Raw genomic sequence first — 17,918 nt, 5'->3', positions numbered from 1 at the left:
CGCATACCTGTCAGCCTTGAACATGACGACGGGCTGGAGTTTTTTCAGCCAGTTGTGAACGTTCAAACTGGTCTTCTCTGTCCATTGCCATTTTCTGTTCTGCAGTCAATCTTTTGGCGCTGATCATTACAACATGAGCAGGATCTTGCGCCGTATCAAAAGCGATTTTCTGTTCTTCACTCATGCGTTTTGCAACGATGGTGACGCTTTGCAAGGCAGCGTTGTCTTGTGCCTGCACCTGGGTGAATGCAGAGCCGATTGCCAGTACGCCAGTGATCAGTGCGGTAGACATAATCAAGCCGTTTTTCATTGTGTTTGTGATGGTGTTTTTCATTTCGTTTGCCTCTTCAGTGGTTGGTTGATGTGTGTACTGTAGAGCTTGCCTTGTCAATCTGCGAGGCCCATGCGACGAAATGCAGAAATCAGAGATTGAAGTGCAAAAAAAGCATCCCAAAGTATTTTTCAGCGCACAGGAAATTCGGAAAAAACCGCTGATATCAGACCCACAGAAACCAAAACCGGGCGGTACAGTCAGGAACCGGCGCCTACAAAAATGTCGTAACCCTGCCTGCTGCAAGCAATCATTATCTGTATCACGGACCAGACTGAAGGCCGCACTGGCAGCAGCGTCAACCATCACTAGTGGGAATGTTAAATCAATATACCATTCACAATTCAAATAACAGACATCCAAATAAGTGATTGGATTGGCAATTATTACTCTTTTATGATGACACTGTATTCATTTTCATAAGAACCTGTTTTCGATCTGTAGCGAGCGAGCGTCAGCGGGGTGAAGAGCCGCGCAAAAAGCGGAATGTACTTAAGTACATGAGCATTTTGAGCAGCACATGAGCCCCGATCACGCTCGCGCAGTAAGATCGCAAACAGGTTCTAAGGAAACACATCATGTTGACCATCCTTGTCTTTGCTCAATTAATCGCCACCATCGTCATGCTGACTGTCGCTCTGACAGACTGATCTCTGCTGCACTTGAATTATCTCCGGCAGACCATTTTTATTGGTGTTACCCCTCCGGCATCAATAGTCCGCCAGGCGACAGCACAGGCTGCCTGCTAGGCTACTGAGACACAGGCACGGGCTGTACTACAGCGTACAATAGCGCTTTTAGTTGCTGCGCCTTCTGTATCATGACCATCCTGCTCACCACCCTGAATGCCCGCTACGCCCACGCGTCACTGGGCTTGCGCTATCTGCTCGCCAACATGGGTGACTTGCAGCCCATCACCCAGATACAGGAATTTGTCATAGGCGCACGCAGCACGGATGTCGTCGAAAAAATCCTGGCACACCGCCAGCCCGGCAAAAAATTCATCGTCGGCTTTGGTGTGTATATCTGGAACGTGGTCGAGACCACCCAGATTGTCGCCGTACTGAAGCGTGTAGCCCCTGATGTTGCGGTCGTGCTGGGTGGCCCCGAAGTGTCGTATGAAACCACCGAACAAGACATCGTCCGGCTGGCAGATTACGTCATCACCGGCTGGGGCGATGTCAGCTTCCCTTCACTGTGTCAGCAAATCCTGGCCGGTCCCAAACCGCTGATGAAAGTACATGCTGGCCTGCAACCGCCCATGGCCGACATACAACTGCCTTACCGTCTGTATAGCGACCAGGATATCCGTCATCGCACCCTGTACGTCGAAGCCTCGCGCGGTTGCCCGTTCAAATGCGAATTCTGCCTGTCAGCACTGGACAAGACCGCCTGGCCCTTTGATATCGACCTGTTTTTGCAAGAGATGGAAAGCCTGTACCAGCGCGGTGCACGCCTGTTTAAATTCGTTGACCGCACCTTCAACCTGAACATCAAGACCAGCCTGAAGATCATGCAATTCTTCCTCGACAAGCTGGAAGCAGCACCGCATGATCCGGTGTTTGCCCATTTTGAAGTCGTGCCCGATCATTTGCCGGACGCATTGAAGGAAGGCATACAGAAATTCCCCGAAGGCAGCCTGCAATTCGAAATCGGCATACAGAGTTTCAACCCCGAAGTGCAAGCCCTGATCAGCCGCAAACAGAACAATGAAAAAGCTGCCGAGAACATACGCTGGCTGTGCCAGCATTCGCACGCGCATCTGCATGTTGACCTGATTGCCGGCCTGCCTGGCGAAAGCATGGAAAGCTTTGCCCAGGGCTTTAACCGTTTGGTGGATCTTGGCCCGCACGAAATACAATTCGGTATCCTGAAACGCCTGCGTGGCACACCCATCATCCGCCATACCGAAGCCTTTGAACTGGCCTTTGATCCGCAACCGCCGTACACCATCCTGGCGAATAAAAACATCCCCTTTGCCGACATGCAAAGACTGGTGCGCTTCGCCCGCTACTGGGACATGATCGCCAATTCGGGCCGGTTTTCACATACTCTGCCACAGATACTGGCAGATGCCCCGTTTGAACATTTCATGGCCCTGTCCGACTGGCTGTATGCCAACACCGACGCCACCCACCGCATCGCCCTCGACCGCCTGGCAAGCCTGGTCAGCAAATGGATGCAAGAAGTACGCGGCATCAGTGCAGAAGCCATGCAGGCAGCCATCTCCAGCGACTACGCCGGACAAGCCATGCACAAGCAGGGCAGCAATAAAACCGATGCATCAGCACCAGTCAGGCAGTCAAAGAAAGACGCGGGGAAAGAAGCCGCACGCGCACTGCCGCAAAGACAGGCACGGCATCTGGCTGCCTGATCATCGAAATCAGGTCTGATGAATAGCACACCGCAATTTTGGTGAGCCAACACTCACCATCAGCTACAGTGGGAACTTAAAGAATGTGCAGACACCATGCGCAAAGCAAAAATCATTGATGCAGACACTACAGCAGCGGGTTGACCAATTCGAATGCATACTCAGAAAGCACTTCTCCTGAGAAAACACCTGTTACTGCCATATCAAATCTCTCTTTGAATGCATACATATCGTCAGTACTCAAGTTGACGATTTTAAAAACATCATTCTTATTAAAATGTGCAGCGAATAAACGATCAACATTCGACTGTAGCCTGACTATTGCCGAGGCAAATTCTTTATCAACTGAATTCAAGTTTTTCAATTTATTTGCGGCCAGCACAAGATCCTTATTCAGCAACCAGAACGCGTCTTTATCCCATATCCCATATTCAGATAGCTGCTCATAAAAACTGCCTGCCCAATTTGCATTGCCGGGCAGGTTGCGGGAAATATTTTCAAACATCGAAACTTGCACATGAACTTTCTATTTTTGACAATCGTTGACCAAGGTCTCATTTATCCCGCAACAGCAAGCGATTGATTTCACCTGATTTTCTTCCTGCCAGTATGGCCAGGTTCAGTTTCTGTATCCACGCGTCATACTGGGGCGACATGGCAGCGAAATGCAGGTCGTCTATTAGCAGCGGTTTCGGCAATACCTTGAAACTCTGTTCGATGGCTGTTTCCACCTGGCTGGTTTCATTGCGCAACAGGCGTATCAACAACTGTTCCACTTGTTCAGGTTGTGAGCGGCGGTCGCCAAAGACCATGACATCCATTCTTTTGTTCAGCAGTTTTTTCAGGCGGGCACCATGCGAGCTGACATCTTCTTCCACCTGAAACAGGACATTGCGCAGGCTGTCAAATTCATCGCCATAGCTGGCACCCCGGACCACGCCCACGGTCTTGCCTCTGAGGTCTTGCATATTGTTGAAGACGAAGCTGGCGTCACTGCGTGTGACAAGCCAGACATAATTGGCATAGATGGCTTCAGAAAAATGAAAAATCGCCAGGCGCTCGCGATTTTTGGACAAACCGAATACGATACCTTCACCGTTCCTGGCATTGTTCAACAGACGTATCCAGGGATAGCGGCGAATCTCGAAACGCACCCGCAATTCACGTTCAAAATAATTGAGCACCTGGCGGATTTCTTCGCGTATCGGTACCAGATCACCGTCTTCATTACGCAATTCCCTGATCAGCAAGACCAGCGGCTTAGCCTGTTTAGCCGACTTGTCTGTTTCTGTCGCCCGCAAGGCAGATGTCGGCAGCAGGGACAGGAACAGAAAGGTAGGAAGCAGCAGCAACATATACCTGAACGCAGCGCGGTAACACCGGCGAAAACCGCTTGATGATGTCGACCTGCGCATAATCACCTCGCTTTGTTGCTGGCCCTGTTTTCAGGCAAATTTTTCCAGCAGGGAAGCAAGGCGGCGGGTACTGGCGATGGCTTCTTCCGTGGTTTCAGCTTTTTCTGCATGGGTAACCACGGCACTGGTAAGGAAGGTCACGAACGAACGGTCCAGTGCCTTGCGTGCTGCCGACATTTGCTGGGCCACTGCTTCACAATCCGCCGGTACGGCTGCCTTGGCGATCAGTTTTTGCACACCACGCAACTGGCCTTCGACGCGCGCCAGCCGGTGCAACAAATCTTTCTTTTGCTGATCATTCAAGGCCGTACCCTGGACTATTTTCAGTGGGGGCGTATCTGCCACGATCATGCTCCTTCGCTATAGTTGATGTCCAAAACGACAGAGTTTTGCATACTCCACTGAGTATCGTAACACCAATCAGGCATGGCGCGGAAACCGGATATGCACGCGCAAGCCATGGGCAGCGGTTTTATCGTTGCTGGTATCAGACGTGTCGCCGGCATTGGACTCAGCATAGGCCTCATTCTCAATCTCAGCATCAGCAGCCTTGCCTGCATCGCCCAGCACGATGTCGCCCCCATGCAGCTTGACAATGTCATAGACGATGCATAAACCCAGGCCGGTGCCCCCCGGGTTCAGTACGCTGCTGCTGGCTGCGCGGTAAAAGGGTTCAAACACTTTTTCGCGTTCGGCTGCGGGTATGCCGGGCCCGCTGTCTTCAATTTCTATCATTGCCTGTTCATCCTGCCTATACACGCTGAGGACGATGCGCCCCTGCTCCGGGGTATAGCGGATGGCATTGTCGAGCAGGTTGCTGAGCATCTCATGCAGCAGCAAGACCTGGCCCCTGAAAGGCACGTCATCATCCGCCTCCAGCGCCAGGTCGATCTGCTTGCGCACGGCGGGCATGGCCAGTTCCAGGCAAACCTGGCGTGCCAGTTGGTTGAGTGACAAGTCTTCCATTTCGGCGGCCGCCGCCCCATGGCCTGTACGCGCCAGCGTTAGCAGGCGGTTTGCCAGGTGGACCGTGGCATCGGTGGTCTGGGCGATACTTTGCACGATCTGGCGCATGGCGACCGGGTCATCCTCGCGCAAGGCCAGTTCAGCCTGGGTTTTCAGGACAGTGAGCGGGGTACGCAACTGGTGCGAGGCATCGGCGATGAAACGCTTCTGGCCATTGATCAGGGTTTGCAAGCGCGCCATATAGCCATTCATGGCATTCACCAGAGGGCGGATTTCCTTGTGCACCAGGCTAGGGTCAAAATCCGACAGATCGGTAGGCTCGCGTGCTTCTACATCGGCACGCAACTGCATGATCGGTGCCAGCACGAAACGCAGAGCAACCCATACCATCAGCGCCACGGCCAGCACCAGCGTGGCCTGGCGCAGCAGGGTGTCGATCAATATCTTGCGTGACAGGCCACGGCGGGCATCCAGGGTTTCGCCGACTTCGATCAGGGCAATGCCGCGCATCTGGTCGTCATACACGGGCTGGTGCAGGGCGGCGATGCGCACTGCCTGGTCCTGGTAATCGGCATGAAAAAAATGTACCAGCGCCGGATAGATTTCCGAGCGCGGTACATTCTTGGGCAGGTCAGGCAAATCTTCATAGCCGGATACAAACTCACCATTGACACCGGTGACCTTGTAATACAGACGCCCCAGGGTATCGGTTTCAAAACTGTCGAGTGCCACATAGGGCACGTTGGCGACGACCTTGCCATCCACGATCTCGACTCTTTCTGCCAATGCCCGGGCGGAAGACAGCAGCGAACGGTCATACGCCAGATCGGCCGCGTCCAGCGCATTGCGGTACACAGAAAAAGCATTCAGGGCGACCAGCAACACCAGGGGAATCAACAGCCAGCGTAAAAACTGGCCGCGCAGGCTACCAAGGCGTTCTGGCGCTGACATCAGCGCGCTTCCAGCAAATAGCCTATGCCACGCAAGGTCACGATCACCACCTTACCGGCACTGACACCGTCGAGTTTCTTGCGCAGGCGGTGGATATAGATTTCTATGGCATCCAGATTTGCATCATCATCCAGGGCAAACACTTCATCAAACAGCTTGTCCTTGGATACCGCCTGGCCGGGGCGACTGATCAGGGCTTCCAACACTGCGTATTCACGCGGCGTCAGTGACAGGGGCTGGCTGTCATAATGAAACTGGCGGGTGACGGTATCAAAACTCAGGGCACCGCAAGTCAGGGTCACGGCTTCATTGCCCTGGGCGCGGCGCAGCAGGGCCTTGACCCGCGCTTCCAGTTCGGCCAGCTCAAAGGGTTTGGGCAGATAATCATCGGCACCGGAATTCAACCCATGTACGCGGTCATTCAAGCCACCTCGCGCTGTCAGTATCAGCACCGGTGCCTTGCTGCCGCGTGCGCGCATGCGCTTCAATACTTCCAGCCCATCCATTTTCGGCAGGCTGAGGTCGAGGATCACCAGTGCATATTCCTGGGTATGCAGCAAGGCGTCGGCGTCGGCACCATTCTGCGCAGTCTCCACCGTCAGATGGGCATCGCGCAAGGCCTTGGCCAGCCAGTGGGACAACTCAATATGATCTTCAACCAACAGGATGCGCATAATTTACCATTGTTATCGATGCCGCCAGATTGCGCGGCCAATCAGGAAAACCCGATTGCCGGGTAGCGTGCTTGCCATGCTTGTACCTTTGCTTGCACTTGCCGATATTGTATATCTGCCTGCCTATGTTAACTGGTTTGTCGCCGGACCGGTGATGTTGCTGTTGTCACCAAACACCTCCGCATTTGCTTGCGACCTCTCATTTCTTGTTAAAAAGAAATTCCTGCAGCCCGAAATTATTGCAAGCGAAGTGAAAGCTCTAGCGCTTTAAGCTGCGCCATAAAACTGGATTACAAAAATAACGGAGACTGTCATGACGCAATTACGCCTGGGGTTCACCCTGCTGGTTTGCCTGTTCCTGCACGCTACCGCCTGGGCAGAAGGGAAAATCCTGCTGGGACAATCGGTGGAATTGTCGGGGCAGGCCACCGGCAAGGAAAACCGCGAAGGTGCGCTGCTGTATTTCGACTGGCTCAACAAGCAGGGTGGTGTGAACGGCAAAAGCATAGAGTTGATCAGCTATGATGACCAGCGCGACCCTGCCAAAACCAAAGAAAACACCCTGAAACTGATCAATGACGATCATGTCATCGCCCTGTTTGGCTACCGCAGCACGCCCACCATAGAAGCCGTACTGCCGCTACTGGAAAAATACAGGATTCCACTGATTGCGCCATTTTCCGGCGCGCTGAGTCTGCATCAGCCGCTACAGCCGTATGTCTTCAATCTGCGTGCCAGCTACCGCGACGAAGCCGCCAAAATGGTGGATTCACTGGCGGACCTGCAGATCCGCCAGATCGCCATCCTGCATCAGGATGACAGTTTTGGCAAAGATGGCCTGAATGGCTTTGTCAACAAACTGGGCGAACGCAAGCTGCAAGCCGCTGTCATCGCCAAATATGACAGGAAAGACATGAAGCTGGATGCAGCGGTTGCGCAGATCGCCGCCACCACGCCACAGGCCGTATTGATGGCCTGTACGCCTTCAGCCTGTGCCGACTTTATCAGGCAAATGCAGAAAACCGGACAGAAACCACGTTTTTTAATGCTGTCGAATGTCAATTCCGATGAATTTTTCAAATCTTTGGGTGACAATGGGCGCGGTATAGGCGTCATGCAGGTGATGCCTTATCCGCGTGATTTTGGCATTCCTGTGGTGCGTGAACTGCAAAAAGTCTTGAAATCCATTAAAAACCCGCCGCCCTTGTCCTATGCTGTACTCGAAGGCTTTGTTGCTGCAAAATTAATGGCGGAAGCGCTACGTCGTGCCGGCAACCGTCCTGATACGCAAAAGCTGTCGCAGGCACTGGAAAACATGCGCCAGGTTGATCTGGGTGGTGTGCAGGTCAGCTACAGTGCCAAAGATCACGATGGCTCGCATTTCGTGGAACTGACCATCGTAGGGAAAAACGGCGCGATTTTGCGCTGAATATTGAGTTGACTATTGCGCTGAATATTGTGCTGAAACCACACCGTAACAGGTGAAAGCGTACTGAAAGATTCATTTCGGTATGATCCATGCAATCAATCAAACATGGTCTTATCATGCAACTGCGGCGCATACCTCTGGCACTGATACTGGCAAGCCTGCTTGTCAGTCTTCCCGTTGCCGCTGCACGCTCAGCGGGCAAGCAGGCCAGCGCTGAACAGGCCATATGCCTGGTGCCGGCCAAACCCGGTGGCGGCATGGACCTGACCTGCAAGCTGGCGCAGACGGCATCTGCCGACCATCAGATGCAGATCAATTATTTGCCCGGTGGCGTCGGTGCCATCGCCTGGACCACCATCATTTCGCAAAGAAAAGCCGAAGCCAATACCCTGGTTGCCTATTCCGGCGGTTCGCTGTTGAACCTGGCCGAAGGCAAATTCGGTAAATCAGACGCCAGCAATGTGCGCTGGGTCGCCGCCATAGGCACCGACTACGGCATGATCGCGGTACGCACGGACTCCCCCTACAAAAACCTGCGTGATCTGATGGATGCCATCAAGAACAAGCCTTCCCAGATCGCCATCGGTGCCGGTGGCACCGTCGGTAGCCAGGATTGGCTGAAGATGGCACAAATCGGCAAACAGGTAGGCATCGATTCAAAAACCATGCGCCTGGTCGCCTTTGAAGGTGGCGGTGAATCGTTTACTGCCTTGCTGGCTGACCATGTGCAGGCAGTCTCCGGCGATGCCTCCGAAGCCAGCCTGCATGCGCGGGATGGCAAGATACGGGTGCTGGCGATCTTGTCCGATGCGCGCCTGTCCGGCCCGCTGGCGAATGTACCCACCGCCCGCGAGCAGGGCTTCGATGTCACCTGGCCGATTATTCGCGGCCTGTATATGGGCCCGCAGGTCAGCGATGCAGACTACCAGAAATGGGTCACGCATTTCCAGCAAGCCATGAATACACCTGCATTTGAAGAACAAAGAAAAATCCACGGCCTGTTCCCCTTCGCCATGACCGGCAAGGAACTGACCGAATACATCAACAAGGCGGTCGGCAATTACCGCCTGCAGGCAAAAGAATTTGGCATGGTGCGATAAAACAAGGATTGCAACATGACGACAAATAATCAGGCAGTATCTAACCTGGACAAATTCCAGATCAATTTCAGATCAATTTCAGACCGATTTCAGACCGATTTCAGACCAATAACAGGAGAAGACAAATGAAAGCAACAAACTACTTCGTCAAGAGCATGGCAGCCCTGGCGGTTGGCGGCATCATGATGCTGAACGCCCAGGCCCAGGCGCCGGCTGGCTACCCGGCCGACTATAGCAAGATCGTTGACGGTGCCAAAAAAGAAGGCAAGCTGGTCATCTATAGCGCCACCGATACCAAGGCCGTGGAACCGCTGATCAAGGATTTCCGCACTATGTATCCGGATGTACAGGTCGAATACAATGACATGAATTCCACCGAAGTCTACAACCGCTATATTTCTGAAATGGCTGCTGGCGGTAATAGCGCCGACCTGATGTGGTCATCTGCCATGGATTTGCAAACCAAGCTGGTCTCCGACGGCTATGGCCTGGTATATGCATCGCCAGAAATCAGCGGCATACCGCAATGGGCGATCTGGAATAATTCTGCTTACGGCACCACCTTTGAACCAGCAGTTTTTGTCTACAACAAACGCCTGGTGACAGCAGATGAAGTGCCAAAGACCCATGCCGAATTTGCCAAGCTCATCAACAGCAAGCTGGATAAATTCAAGAACAAGGTCACCACTTACGACATCGAAAAATCTGGCGTAGGCTTCATGTTCATTACCCAGGACAGCCGTGAAAACAAGGAATTCTGGGAATTGGCCAAGGCTTTCGGCAATGTCGCCGTGCGCGTGCAATCATCTACCGGCACCATGCTGGAACGCATTTCTTCCGGCGAAAACCTGCTCGGCTATAACATCCTTGGTTCGTATGCATTGGTACGTGCTGCCAAAGACCCGTCCATAGGTGTACAGATCCCTAAAGATTACACCCTGGTGCTGTCCCGCGTGATGTTCATCAGCAAAGCCGCCAAGCATCCGAATGCGGCCAAACTGTGGCTCGATTACACCCTGTCCAAACGTGGCCAGACCATGATCGCGAATGAAGCCAGGCTGTACGCGATACGTGCCGACGTCAAGGGTGAAACCACCTATTCCGACCTGGCCAAACTGATCGGTATCGGCCTCAAGCCTTTGCCTGTCAACCCGATGTTGCTGCAATATCTGGATCAAAATAAACGTCTCGCTTTCCTCAAGCAGTGGAAAGAAACTGCAGGCAAAAAATAAAGCTAAGGCACGGTGCATGCTTGCAGTTGCACCGTGCCAGCCGGTTCTTCCTGTGGGTCTTTTTTCCACACTGTCTTTTTGCAATCCGACTGAATCTCAACCCTTGATATTGGGCCAAGCATGAGCACCCTGAGTCTACCTCCGCGTGGCAGATGGTCACAACTGAACTGGCCGCGTGGCCTGGTTGTGACGCTGACACTGCTGGCGATTTTTACGCCATTGTCACTGATACTGTTCCAGAGTTTTTTGAACGCCCCTTTCTTTTCACCGGTAAAAGAACTGGGCCTGGATTCCTATCGTTTCATTTTTGATGATCCTGACTTTCGCCAGGCATTCTGGAATGGCCTGATCCTGGCCTCTGGCCTGGCAGGTATCGCCGTCCCGCTCGGTGCTTTGCTGGCCTTTCTGATGATACGCACCGACCTGCCGGGACGCAGCTGGATAGAACCCATGCTGCTGGTACCGATTTTTGTGTCACCCATGGTGATGGGTTTCGGCTACGTGGTGTCGATGGGGCCGGTTGGTTTCTATACCTTGTGGGTCAAGCAGTTGACCGGTGTTGAACCGTGGAATATCTATTCCTTCTTCAGCATCGTCATGATTGCCGGCCTGACCCACGTGCCACACGTCTACCTGTATTCATCCGCCGCGCTGAAAAGCCTGGGTTCGGATGTGGAAGAAGCAGCACGGGTCGCCGGTGCCTCACCTTTCCAGGTGGCGCTGCACGTCTCCCTGCCGATGATTATGCCAGCGCTGGCCTTTGCTGCTGTGCTGGTATTTTTCCTCGGCTTTGAAGTCTTCGGCCTGGTACTGGTGCTGGGTGATCCGGAAGGCCATCTGGTGCTGGCAACTTATCTGTACAAGCTGACCAACAAGCTGGGTACGCCTTCGTATCACCTGATGGCAGCAGCAGCAGTCTGCCTGGTCGCGGTCACCATGCCATTGGTCATGGTGCAGCGCTGGTTGCTGAAATCGGCCAACAAATATGTATCGATCAAGGGCAAGGGTTCACGCCAGAAACCGCTGCCACTGGGTAAATGGAAATGGCTGGCCTTTGCCGTGCTGGCCGCCTGGCTGATTTTTACTATCGTCTTGCCACTGTCCGGCATCATCCTGCGCGCCTTTGTTTCTTACTGGGGTGAAGGGGTGAAACTGGCAGACGTCGTCACGCTTCAGCATTTCCGCGACATCCTGGAACAACCTTCGCTGATGCGCGGCATTTTCAATACCGTGCTGATTGGTATCATCGGTGGTGCGCTGGCGGTGATCTGTTATGCGGGTATTGCCCTGGCCATGCACCGCAAGCCGGACGGCATTACCCGCCTGCTCGACTATAGCGTGCTGGTACCACGTGCCATTCCTGGTTTGCTGGCCGGTTTGTCCTTCCTCTGGGTATTCCTGTTTGTGCCAAGCTGGCTGGAAGGTGGCCTGAAGGGTTTTGACAATGCCTTCTGTGTCTGGCTGATCGAAAATGTCATTCCGCAGTTGCGGGCTTTGCGTTCCACCATCTTCTCGGTCTGGATTGCCTATTCCGTGGTGTGGATGGCATATGGTCTGCGCCTGATTTCCACCGCCCTGCTGCAAGTCGGGCCGGAACTGGAAGAAGCCGCACGCGCCGTCGGTGCCAGCCGTGGCCAGGTAACGCGCGATGTTACCCTGCCGCTGGTCAAATACGGTTTGCTGGGTGCCTGGCTGATGGTATTCCTGATTTTTGAACGTGAATATTCAACCGGCGTGTATCTGCTGTCGCCGGGTACTGAGGTGATCGGTGCACTGATCGTGTCATTGTGGGCGGGCGGTTCGGTTGATCTGGTGGCGGCCTTGTCCTTCATCAATATCACCCTGGTCGCCATCGGTCTGGGTCTGGCACTGCGCTTTGGCGTCAAGCTGAGCCACTAAGCTGTCACTAAGCTGCCATCCATCAACACGACACCCTATAAAAACGAGAGAACATTATGTCTGAACTGAGCGTACAAGATTTAACCCTGGAATATGGTTCCGGCGCGACCGCCAACCCCATCCTGAAAGGGGTATCCATGAATTTGCAGCGTGGCGAAGTGGTCGCCCTGCTGGGCCCTTCGGGTAGCGGTAAAACCACCTTGCTGCGTGCAGTGGCCGGGCTGGAATCGCCCAAGACCGGCACCATCACCCTTGGTGAACGTGCCATCTTTGATGGTGCCAGGAAGTTGGAAGTGCCTGCCGAACAGCGCAATCTGGGGCTGGTGTTCCAGTCGTATGCGCTGTGGCCGCACAAAACCGTGTTTGACAATGTGGCCTATGGCCTGAAATTGCGCAAATTGAACACCACCGATATCGCCGCCAAGGTCAAGGATGTCCTGGGCCAGTTGGGCCTGGGTCATCTGGGTGAGCGCTTCCCCCACCAGTTATCCGGCGGCCAGCAACAGCGCGTCGCCATCGCCCGTGCGCTGGTGTACAACCCACCGGTCATCCTGCTGGATGAACCACTGTCTAACCTGGATGCCAAACTGCGTGAAGAAGCCCGCGCCTTCCTGCGTGAACTGATCGTCAGACTAAATCTGTCAGCCCTGATGGTGACCCATGACCAGGGTGAAGCGATGGCGATTTCAGACCGTATTCTGTTGCTCAACAACGGTGTGATCGAACAACAGGGTACGCCACAAAGCATGTATGAAACACCGAACACCCTGTTCACCGCCGAATTCATGGGCAGCAATAACAAGTTGAAAGGCAAGCTGGTACAGCGCGATGGCGACGTCGCCACGGTACAGGTCAGGGGCACACAGTTGAAAGCCATCGTCCGTGGTCAAAACCTGGGTGAAGAAGTAACCGCCATCATCCGCCTGGAAAAAGTCAAAATCGCCGACAGCCAGACTGAAAACGCCATCAAACTGCCATTGACCACCTGCATGTACCTGGGTGACCGCTGGGAATGCCTGTTTGGCCACGCCGAAGATGGCTTGCGTGCCTATTCGCCATTCAAGCTGGATCAGGGCGAGTATTACCTGCAACTGGACGCCGACAAGCTCTGGCTGTACTAAGCAAATTGCACCAGATGCAAAACCCCCGTGCGGCCATCCGGCCACGGGGGTTTTTCTTTTTCATGCTCAGTAAAATTTACGCGACGTTTACGACGCAGGCCCTGCTTTTTAGAGAATCTTTATACCTCAACTGCTAATCTTGAACTGTGTCAAACAGCCAGAGATTATCCATGAACCAGCATAGCAGGGTGTCATCGTCAACACGCTACCACTACCTGAATGAAGATTTTACCGATGCCTTGCAGACATCGAAACGAGAAAAATTCCTGTTCGAAGATGCCGGCGAACGCAGGCAAGGCAGCCAGGCCATACCCGTCATCAGTTATCGCAAGGCGCCGGTATTAAAGCAGGATGACTTCATCATGCGCATTACCGTGGATGCCGCTGCCATCACGGAACTGCGCCATCTGATACTCAGGAACTGTGGTGACCTGGTGCTTTTCATGCGGGTCAAACCGGTCGATCATGCCAGCAAGATGAAGGTCTGGCTGTGTCTGAGAAAATCGTCCGTAGACACCATTATCAGCCACATCATGCGCGCCCTGCCCAAGGCAGAGTTCGGCAAGATCACACCGCTGTTACCGGCTTGAGCCTGGCTTGAGCCATTTGACTGAGCCATCTGCCCAAGCGCCTTTTCAACAAGCATTTTCAAAACTATCATGTCCCAATTTGAAGGCATCTGGGTACCCCTCGTCACGCCTTTCCGGCAGGGTGAGCCCGACTATGACCAAGCGCAGCTACTGGCCCAGCAACTGATACTGGCTGGCGTACATGGCCTGGTGGTCTGTGGCACAACGGGTGAAGCCGCCTGCCTGAACGAGTATGAACAGGCACACATGCTGGCGGCCATACTGGAAGTGACAAAAAATACCTGCCCGGTGCTGATGGGCATAGGTGGCAGCGATACCCGCGTACTGACAGAAAAAATCCGTCGCCATGACGACCCGCGCCTGACTGGTTTCCTGGCCAGTGCACCTGCCTATGTACGTCCGGCGCAAGAAGGCATACGCCTGCATTTTGAAGCCCTTGCCACGGCAACCGACAAGGCGCTGGTGCTGTACAACATTCCCGCCCGCACCGGCGTGAATATCGATCTGGGTACCTGCATCGCCTTGCAAAAACACAGCAACATCGTCGCCATCAAGGAATCTGCCGGTCTTGCCACGCAATTGTCTGGCCTGATCAACTGCACTGGCCTGAAGGTATTGTGCGGAGATGACGCCCTGCTGTTTGACGCCCTGGGCCTGGGTGGGCACGGTGCCATTTCCGCCGCAGCACATGTGCGACCAGATCTGTTCGTAGCCCTGTATGAACTGATGCGTGCCGCCCGTTATGCAGAAGCAAAGCTCTTGTTCGAACAATTGCTGCCTTTGATACGCCTGCTGTTTTCAGAACCCAATCCGGCACCGGTCAAGGCTGCACTGGCCTTGCAGGGGTACATCCATGACGAACTGCGCTTGCCAATGACGACTATGTCGCTGGCAGGTAAAACGAAACTGGCAGATCTGCTTGACAGCCTGGCACAGGTATCTGGACATGGCCCGCACCATTCAATAGCCGCGGACCATAACAGACGTGCCCTGCTGAAATTGCTGAGCTGAATGCTGGGACCGCAGACATTTTTAAATCTATCTTCTTCCATCAAATACCATGATCATCACCATTGCCGACGGCGCCGGTGGCGCAGCCAAATCCATTCTTGCTGACAACCTGGCAGCCCTGAGAACACTCGCAGGCCACAAGGTCATATTGCTGGACAACGATCCCCAGCTTGCTTCGCTGAAATGGAGTTGTGAACGGCGCAATAATGGCCATACTGTTCCCATCACTGCCAGAAAAATCAGCGGCAAGGGCCTGCAGCCAGAGCTGGAAAATTTGCGCTGCCACTACCAGGACATCGTCATCGACAGTGCATCCCGCGATTGCATGGGTAGCCGCTCAGCCTTGCTGGCCGCCCACGTAGCGGTGATTGCAGTTGACCTGGATCAACTGGATCAATTGCATGAAGAGGAATTATTGCAGCGTGTGGAAAAAGCATGTGCATGCAACCCCGGCTTGCGCATTATGGTGGTGATGAGCTCTGTCCACGTCCAGCCCTCATCCGAAAAAATAACCTTGGTGCGCAATTTCTCGAAAAAATTCAAATCTGCCCAGTTATTTGCCAGGGTCATTCATTCCGGCTATGCGCTACAGCTTGCCTATCGCGACGGTTTGTCGATCAGCGAATATCTGCCCGCCGATCATCTGGCGGTAACAGGCATGCAGGAATTATTTGGTGCCGTGTTTGCGGCACATTAAAACACTGCTCGCCAGAAGCCCATCCATAGATTCTGCATGCTTCCTTTGTTTTTGACCTTGCTGGTGCTGCGCTATCCTATGGTACTCAATCCTCTCTTTCAGACCATACCCCCTCCTGCTTTACTTGCCGGCCTTGGTCTGTTGCTGCTGGCGTTGCATATGTTGTCACACCGGTGCAACCTGTGCCGCTACCTCATGGCCACCGTCGTGCTTGCCTGCCTGTTGTGTCTGGCCGCGATGCAGACGAAAGAGATGATGGAAATATTTACAGCCTTGGCTTGCGCCATCTGCACGGGCATGTTGCTGGCAGGGATCAGCAGTCTCATGCAAGGATCGCCATATCGCTACCGCTTTGCCATCGCCGCCACGGCAGCCAGGCATTTCTGCGCTTTTGTGCTGGCGGCCATTGCCGTACACCACATCCTGACGGGAATACGTCAGCTCTTGCTCACATGAGCTCACATGAACATTTCTGACAGAAGTACAGCATGCTGTTAAGTCTGGTCTCTGCCCGTGGTGCCAGTCCCCATGCCAGCCACTACGCCGGCCTTGCTGCCGCCATCGCACAACGCCGTGCCCAGATGGGCAGGAATGTATTATTGCTGACGCAGTGCATGCCAGACAAACAGGCCAATCAATACAAAAGACCCACGGAAAACCGGACGTGGCAAGCCAGAGAAATGAAAATCTCCGCCACTATCCGCACTGTCCACAGCGATGCCCTGATGGCTGAATTGGCGACCGCCAGACAAACCGGTTACGATGTCATCGCGGACTTGCAGCAAGCACATACAGATGTCGCCCTGCATCTCCTGGCCGAAAGTCATATGCTGGTTTTTTATCTACAGACTGCATTATGGGACCGCGACCAGCAGACCAGGATGATGAAATGTATTCGTACCGCAAGAGAAAAAAATCACTCATTGCCCCTGCTGTTCATACTTGATGACATCAACAGCAAGACTGGACAAGATCTTGTCAACAAACTGGCGCGACAATTACACGATATCCGTTTCCTGCTGGCCAATACGTCTCCCGATCTGACGCTGAGCAGTATCTATAAAAGTATCTTTCTACCTGCTGCCATACCATCGGCCTGAACACACCGGACACCCGAACGGCCTGAAGCCAGAATCATTGCGATTCGTGGCTTCAGACCGACAAAATAACAGGGATATCAGAAGGTTTTACTGATTGCCACCACCACAGCCGTCTTGCCCAGGAACTTGCCATTCGCCGGCGACGCATAGGTGACTTCACTGGCATTGGTCCCTATGACTGCCAGGGATGCCGTGAGTACACCGAAATCCTTACTGACGCCCAGTTTCCAGTCGGTATAACTGGCGACACCTGTGTTCTTCACTTGCTGGTGACCTGCATGCAGGTTCAGGGTCAGGCCGCTGCTGATGTTACTGATATCGATATTCGCACCCAGATCCAGATAGCCGCTATTCTTGCTGTCGGCAAAACCGAACAGGTTGGTGACTGAATGCGAATACTTGGCATACGCAGGGCCGTACGATAGCTGTCCGTAAATTTCTGTAGTATTGGCACTGACTGCCAGGCCATTCGATGGGTAGACATAGCTCAACACACCGACGTCATAGCTGACATCCTTGGCGATTTCGCCGCGCTTGCCGGCATACAGGTCAATTTCCACATCGCCACCACCACCAGCATCCTTGGTCCATTTGATGCTGGACGCCCAGGTACCCGCATAAAAACCGCTGGGATTGTGGGTGTAATCGGCCCCGCCCTGCAAGGCTGGCTGCAAACGAGTTTGGGAAATACCGCGATAGCGGTAATCGGATGTGACAGCGGCGTTGAAACTGACTTCATTGTCAGGCTTGGCATCTTCGGCAGCGGCGATGCTGGTAAAAAATACGCTGCTGATGGCGGCTGCCATGATCAATTTATTCATACTACTTCCTCTCATGATTAAGAACGTGTTTACGATCTGTAGCGAGCGAGCGTCAGCGGGGCGAAGAGCAGCGCAAAAAGCGGAATGTACTCTAAGTACATGAGCATTTTGAGCAGCGCATGAGCCCCGATCACGCTCGCGCAGTAAGATCGTAAGTACGTTCTAAGGACGGTTCGTCCTGGTTGGTACTGGTGTCACCAGGCCACA

19 protein-coding genes are annotated in these 17,918 nt (G+C 53.6%); 12 read left to right on the top strand and 7 right to left on the bottom strand.

Going from position 1 to position 17,918, the window contains the following annotated elements:
• Window positions 1-10: 10 nt before the first annotated feature.
• Entirely contained in the window at window positions 11-679 is a 669-nt protein-coding gene (locus ACO0LM_RS17510; protein WP_423038525.1) for a hypothetical protein, read from the bottom strand.
• Between the two features lie 472 nt (window positions 680-1,151).
• Between ACO0LM_RS17510 and ACO0LM_RS17505 the strand changes: the two genes are divergently transcribed.
• Entirely contained in the window at window positions 1,152-2,705 is a 1,554-nt protein-coding gene (locus tag ACO0LM_RS17505; protein WP_423038524.1) for a DUF4080 domain-containing protein, read from the top strand.
• A gap of 127 nt (window positions 2,706-2,832) precedes the next feature.
• Here the strand turns inward: ACO0LM_RS17505 and ACO0LM_RS17500 are convergent, their stop codons facing one another.
• From ACO0LM_RS17500 to ACO0LM_RS17480, 5 genes are all read right to left on the bottom strand, one after another.
• On the bottom strand, window positions 2,833-3,210 hold the full coding sequence (locus ACO0LM_RS17500) for a hypothetical protein (protein WP_423038523.1): 378 nt from the start codon (window positions 3,208-3,210) through the stop codon (window positions 2,833-2,835).
• A gap of 49 nt (window positions 3,211-3,259) precedes the next feature.
• A complete protein-coding gene (locus tag ACO0LM_RS17495) occupies window positions 3,260-4,060 on the bottom strand; it encodes a substrate-binding periplasmic protein (protein ID WP_423038522.1) in 801 nt (266 codons plus the stop codon).
• Between the two features lie 90 nt (window positions 4,061-4,150).
• Window positions 4,151-4,471, bottom strand: coding sequence for a metal-sensitive transcriptional regulator (locus tag ACO0LM_RS17490; protein WP_423038521.1), 321 nt, complete (start codon window positions 4,469-4,471; stop codon window positions 4,151-4,153).
• A 69-nt stretch (window positions 4,472-4,540) separates the two neighbouring features.
• Window positions 4,541-6,037: a sensor histidine kinase gene (locus tag ACO0LM_RS17485; protein ID WP_423038520.1), complete on the bottom strand. Its 1,497-nt coding sequence runs from the start codon at window positions 6,035-6,037 to the stop codon at window positions 4,541-4,543.
• The gene (locus ACO0LM_RS17480; RefSeq protein WP_423038519.1) at window positions 6,037-6,711 is read right to left on the bottom strand and encodes a response regulator; all 675 of its coding nucleotides are present in this window, start codon (window positions 6,709-6,711) and stop codon (window positions 6,037-6,039) included. Before ACO0LM_RS17480 ends, ACO0LM_RS17485 begins: the two co-directional genes overlap by 1 nt.
• A gap of 67 nt (window positions 6,712-6,778) precedes the next feature.
• Here ACO0LM_RS17480 and ACO0LM_RS17475 point away from each other — a divergent pair, with 67 nt between their 5' ends.
• The 11 genes from ACO0LM_RS17475 (at window position 6,779) to ACO0LM_RS17425 (ending at window position 16,890) form a co-directional block, all read left to right on the top strand.
• Entirely contained in the window at window positions 6,779-6,982 is a 204-nt protein-coding gene (locus tag ACO0LM_RS17475; RefSeq protein WP_423038518.1) for a hypothetical protein, read from the top strand.
• A gap of 42 nt (window positions 6,983-7,024) precedes the next feature.
• Window positions 7,025-8,140, top strand: a complete 1,116-nt coding sequence (locus ACO0LM_RS17470; RefSeq protein WP_423038517.1) for an ABC transporter substrate-binding protein — start codon at window positions 7,025-7,027, stop codon at window positions 8,138-8,140.
• A gap of 89 nt (window positions 8,141-8,229) precedes the next feature.
• Window positions 8,230-9,240 carry a Bug family tripartite tricarboxylate transporter substrate binding protein gene (locus ACO0LM_RS17465; protein WP_423038516.1) on the top strand — a complete coding sequence of 337 codons (1,011 nt, stop codon included), beginning with the start codon at window positions 8,230-8,232 and terminating at the stop codon, window positions 9,238-9,240.
• Between the two features lie 155 nt (window positions 9,241-9,395).
• On the top strand, window positions 9,396-10,472 hold the full coding sequence (locus ACO0LM_RS17460; RefSeq protein ID WP_423038595.1) for an ABC transporter substrate-binding protein: 1,077 nt from the start codon (window positions 9,396-9,398) through the stop codon (window positions 10,470-10,472).
• Window positions 10,473-10,592: 120 nt separating this feature from the next.
• Window positions 10,593-12,371: an ABC transporter permease gene (locus ACO0LM_RS17455; RefSeq protein ID WP_423038515.1), complete on the top strand. Its 1,779-nt coding sequence runs from the start codon at window positions 10,593-10,595 to the stop codon at window positions 12,369-12,371.
• Window positions 12,372-12,427: 56 nt separating this feature from the next.
• On the top strand, window positions 12,428-13,492 hold the full coding sequence (locus tag ACO0LM_RS17450) for an ABC transporter ATP-binding protein (protein ID WP_423038514.1): 1,065 nt from the start codon (window positions 12,428-12,430) through the stop codon (window positions 13,490-13,492).
• Window positions 13,493-13,662: 170 nt separating this feature from the next.
• Window positions 13,663-14,082 carry a hypothetical protein gene (locus ACO0LM_RS17445; protein WP_423038513.1) on the top strand — a complete coding sequence of 140 codons (420 nt, stop codon included), beginning with the start codon at window positions 13,663-13,665 and terminating at the stop codon, window positions 14,080-14,082.
• A gap of 69 nt (window positions 14,083-14,151) precedes the next feature.
• Window positions 14,152-15,093: a 4-hydroxy-tetrahydrodipicolinate synthase gene (dapA, locus tag ACO0LM_RS17440; RefSeq protein WP_423038512.1), complete on the top strand. Its 942-nt coding sequence runs from the start codon at window positions 14,152-14,154 to the stop codon at window positions 15,091-15,093.
• Window positions 15,094-15,142: 49 nt separating this feature from the next.
• Window positions 15,143-15,790 (top strand): hypothetical protein, encoded by a 648-nt coding sequence (locus ACO0LM_RS17435; protein ID WP_422988976.1) that lies wholly within the window; start codon window positions 15,143-15,145, stop codon window positions 15,788-15,790.
• Window positions 15,791-15,826: 36 nt separating this feature from the next.
• On the top strand, window positions 15,827-16,246 hold the full coding sequence (locus ACO0LM_RS17430) for a hypothetical protein (protein WP_423038511.1): 420 nt from the start codon (window positions 15,827-15,829) through the stop codon (window positions 16,244-16,246).
• Window positions 16,247-16,278: 32 nt separating this feature from the next.
• Complete coding sequence (locus ACO0LM_RS17425) at window positions 16,279-16,890, top strand: hypothetical protein (protein WP_423038510.1); 612 nt, start codon at window positions 16,279-16,281, stop codon at window positions 16,888-16,890.
• 77 nt (window positions 16,891-16,967) lie between these two features.
• On the opposite strand, the gene ACO0LM_RS17420 is transcribed toward ACO0LM_RS17425, so the two are convergent.
• Complete coding sequence (locus ACO0LM_RS17420) at window positions 16,968-17,711, bottom strand: TorF family putative porin (protein WP_423038509.1); 744 nt, start codon at window positions 17,709-17,711, stop codon at window positions 16,968-16,970.
• Between the last annotated feature and the right edge of the window lie 207 nt (window positions 17,712-17,918).

The sequence above is a fragment of the Undibacterium sp. Di26W genome, assembly GCF_049340265.1.
In the GTDB taxonomy this organism is placed as follows: Bacteria; Pseudomonadota; Gammaproteobacteria; order Burkholderiales; family Burkholderiaceae_D; genus Undibacterium.
The sequence above is the reverse complement of the archived record's forward strand: the minus strand, read 5'-3'. Positions and strand labels throughout refer to the sequence as shown.

What these genes read in the sequence shown, in the direction of transcription:
- ACO0LM_RS17505 (WP_423038524.1), top strand. Translation starts at nt 1,152, where the DNA reads ATGACCATCCTGCTCACCACCCTGAATGCCCGCTACGCCCACGCGTCA.
- ACO0LM_RS17500 (WP_423038523.1), bottom strand. Translation starts at nt 3,210, where the DNA reads ATGTTTGAAAATATTTCCCGCAACCTGCCCGGCAATGCAAATTGGGCA.
- ACO0LM_RS17495 (WP_423038522.1), bottom strand. Translation starts at nt 4,060, where the DNA reads ATGTTGCTGCTGCTTCCTACCTTTCTGTTCCTGTCCCTGCTGCCGACA.
- ACO0LM_RS17490 (WP_423038521.1), bottom strand. Translation starts at nt 4,471, where the DNA reads ATGATCGTGGCAGATACGCCCCCACTGAAAATAGTCCAGGGTACGGCC.
- ACO0LM_RS17485 (WP_423038520.1), bottom strand. Translation starts at nt 6,037, where the DNA reads ATGTCAGCGCCAGAACGCCTTGGTAGCCTGCGCGGCCAGTTTTTACGC.
- ACO0LM_RS17480 (WP_423038519.1), bottom strand. Translation starts at nt 6,711, where the DNA reads ATGCGCATCCTGTTGGTTGAAGATCATATTGAGTTGTCCCACTGGCTG.
- ACO0LM_RS17470 (WP_423038517.1), top strand. Translation starts at nt 7,025, where the DNA reads ATGACGCAATTACGCCTGGGGTTCACCCTGCTGGTTTGCCTGTTCCTG.
- ACO0LM_RS17465 (WP_423038516.1), top strand. Translation starts at nt 8,230, where the DNA reads ATGCAATCAATCAAACATGGTCTTATCATGCAACTGCGGCGCATACCT.
- ACO0LM_RS17460 (WP_423038595.1), top strand. Translation starts at nt 9,396, where the DNA reads ATGGCAGCCCTGGCGGTTGGCGGCATCATGATGCTGAACGCCCAGGCC.
- ACO0LM_RS17455 (WP_423038515.1), top strand. Translation starts at nt 10,593, where the DNA reads ATGAGCACCCTGAGTCTACCTCCGCGTGGCAGATGGTCACAACTGAAC.
- ACO0LM_RS17450 (WP_423038514.1), top strand. Translation starts at nt 12,428, where the DNA reads ATGTCTGAACTGAGCGTACAAGATTTAACCCTGGAATATGGTTCCGGC.
- ACO0LM_RS17445 (WP_423038513.1), top strand. Translation starts at nt 13,663, where the DNA reads ATGAACCAGCATAGCAGGGTGTCATCGTCAACACGCTACCACTACCTG.
- dapA (WP_423038512.1), top strand. Translation starts at nt 14,152, where the DNA reads ATGTCCCAATTTGAAGGCATCTGGGTACCCCTCGTCACGCCTTTCCGG.
- ACO0LM_RS17435 (WP_422988976.1), top strand. Translation starts at nt 15,143, where the DNA reads ATGATCATCACCATTGCCGACGGCGCCGGTGGCGCAGCCAAATCCATT.
- ACO0LM_RS17430 (WP_423038511.1), top strand. Translation starts at nt 15,827, where the DNA reads ATGCTTCCTTTGTTTTTGACCTTGCTGGTGCTGCGCTATCCTATGGTA.
- ACO0LM_RS17425 (WP_423038510.1), top strand. Translation starts at nt 16,279, where the DNA reads ATGCTGTTAAGTCTGGTCTCTGCCCGTGGTGCCAGTCCCCATGCCAGC.
- ACO0LM_RS17420 (WP_423038509.1), bottom strand. Translation starts at nt 17,711, where the DNA reads ATGAATAAATTGATCATGGCAGCCGCCATCAGCAGCGTATTTTTTACC.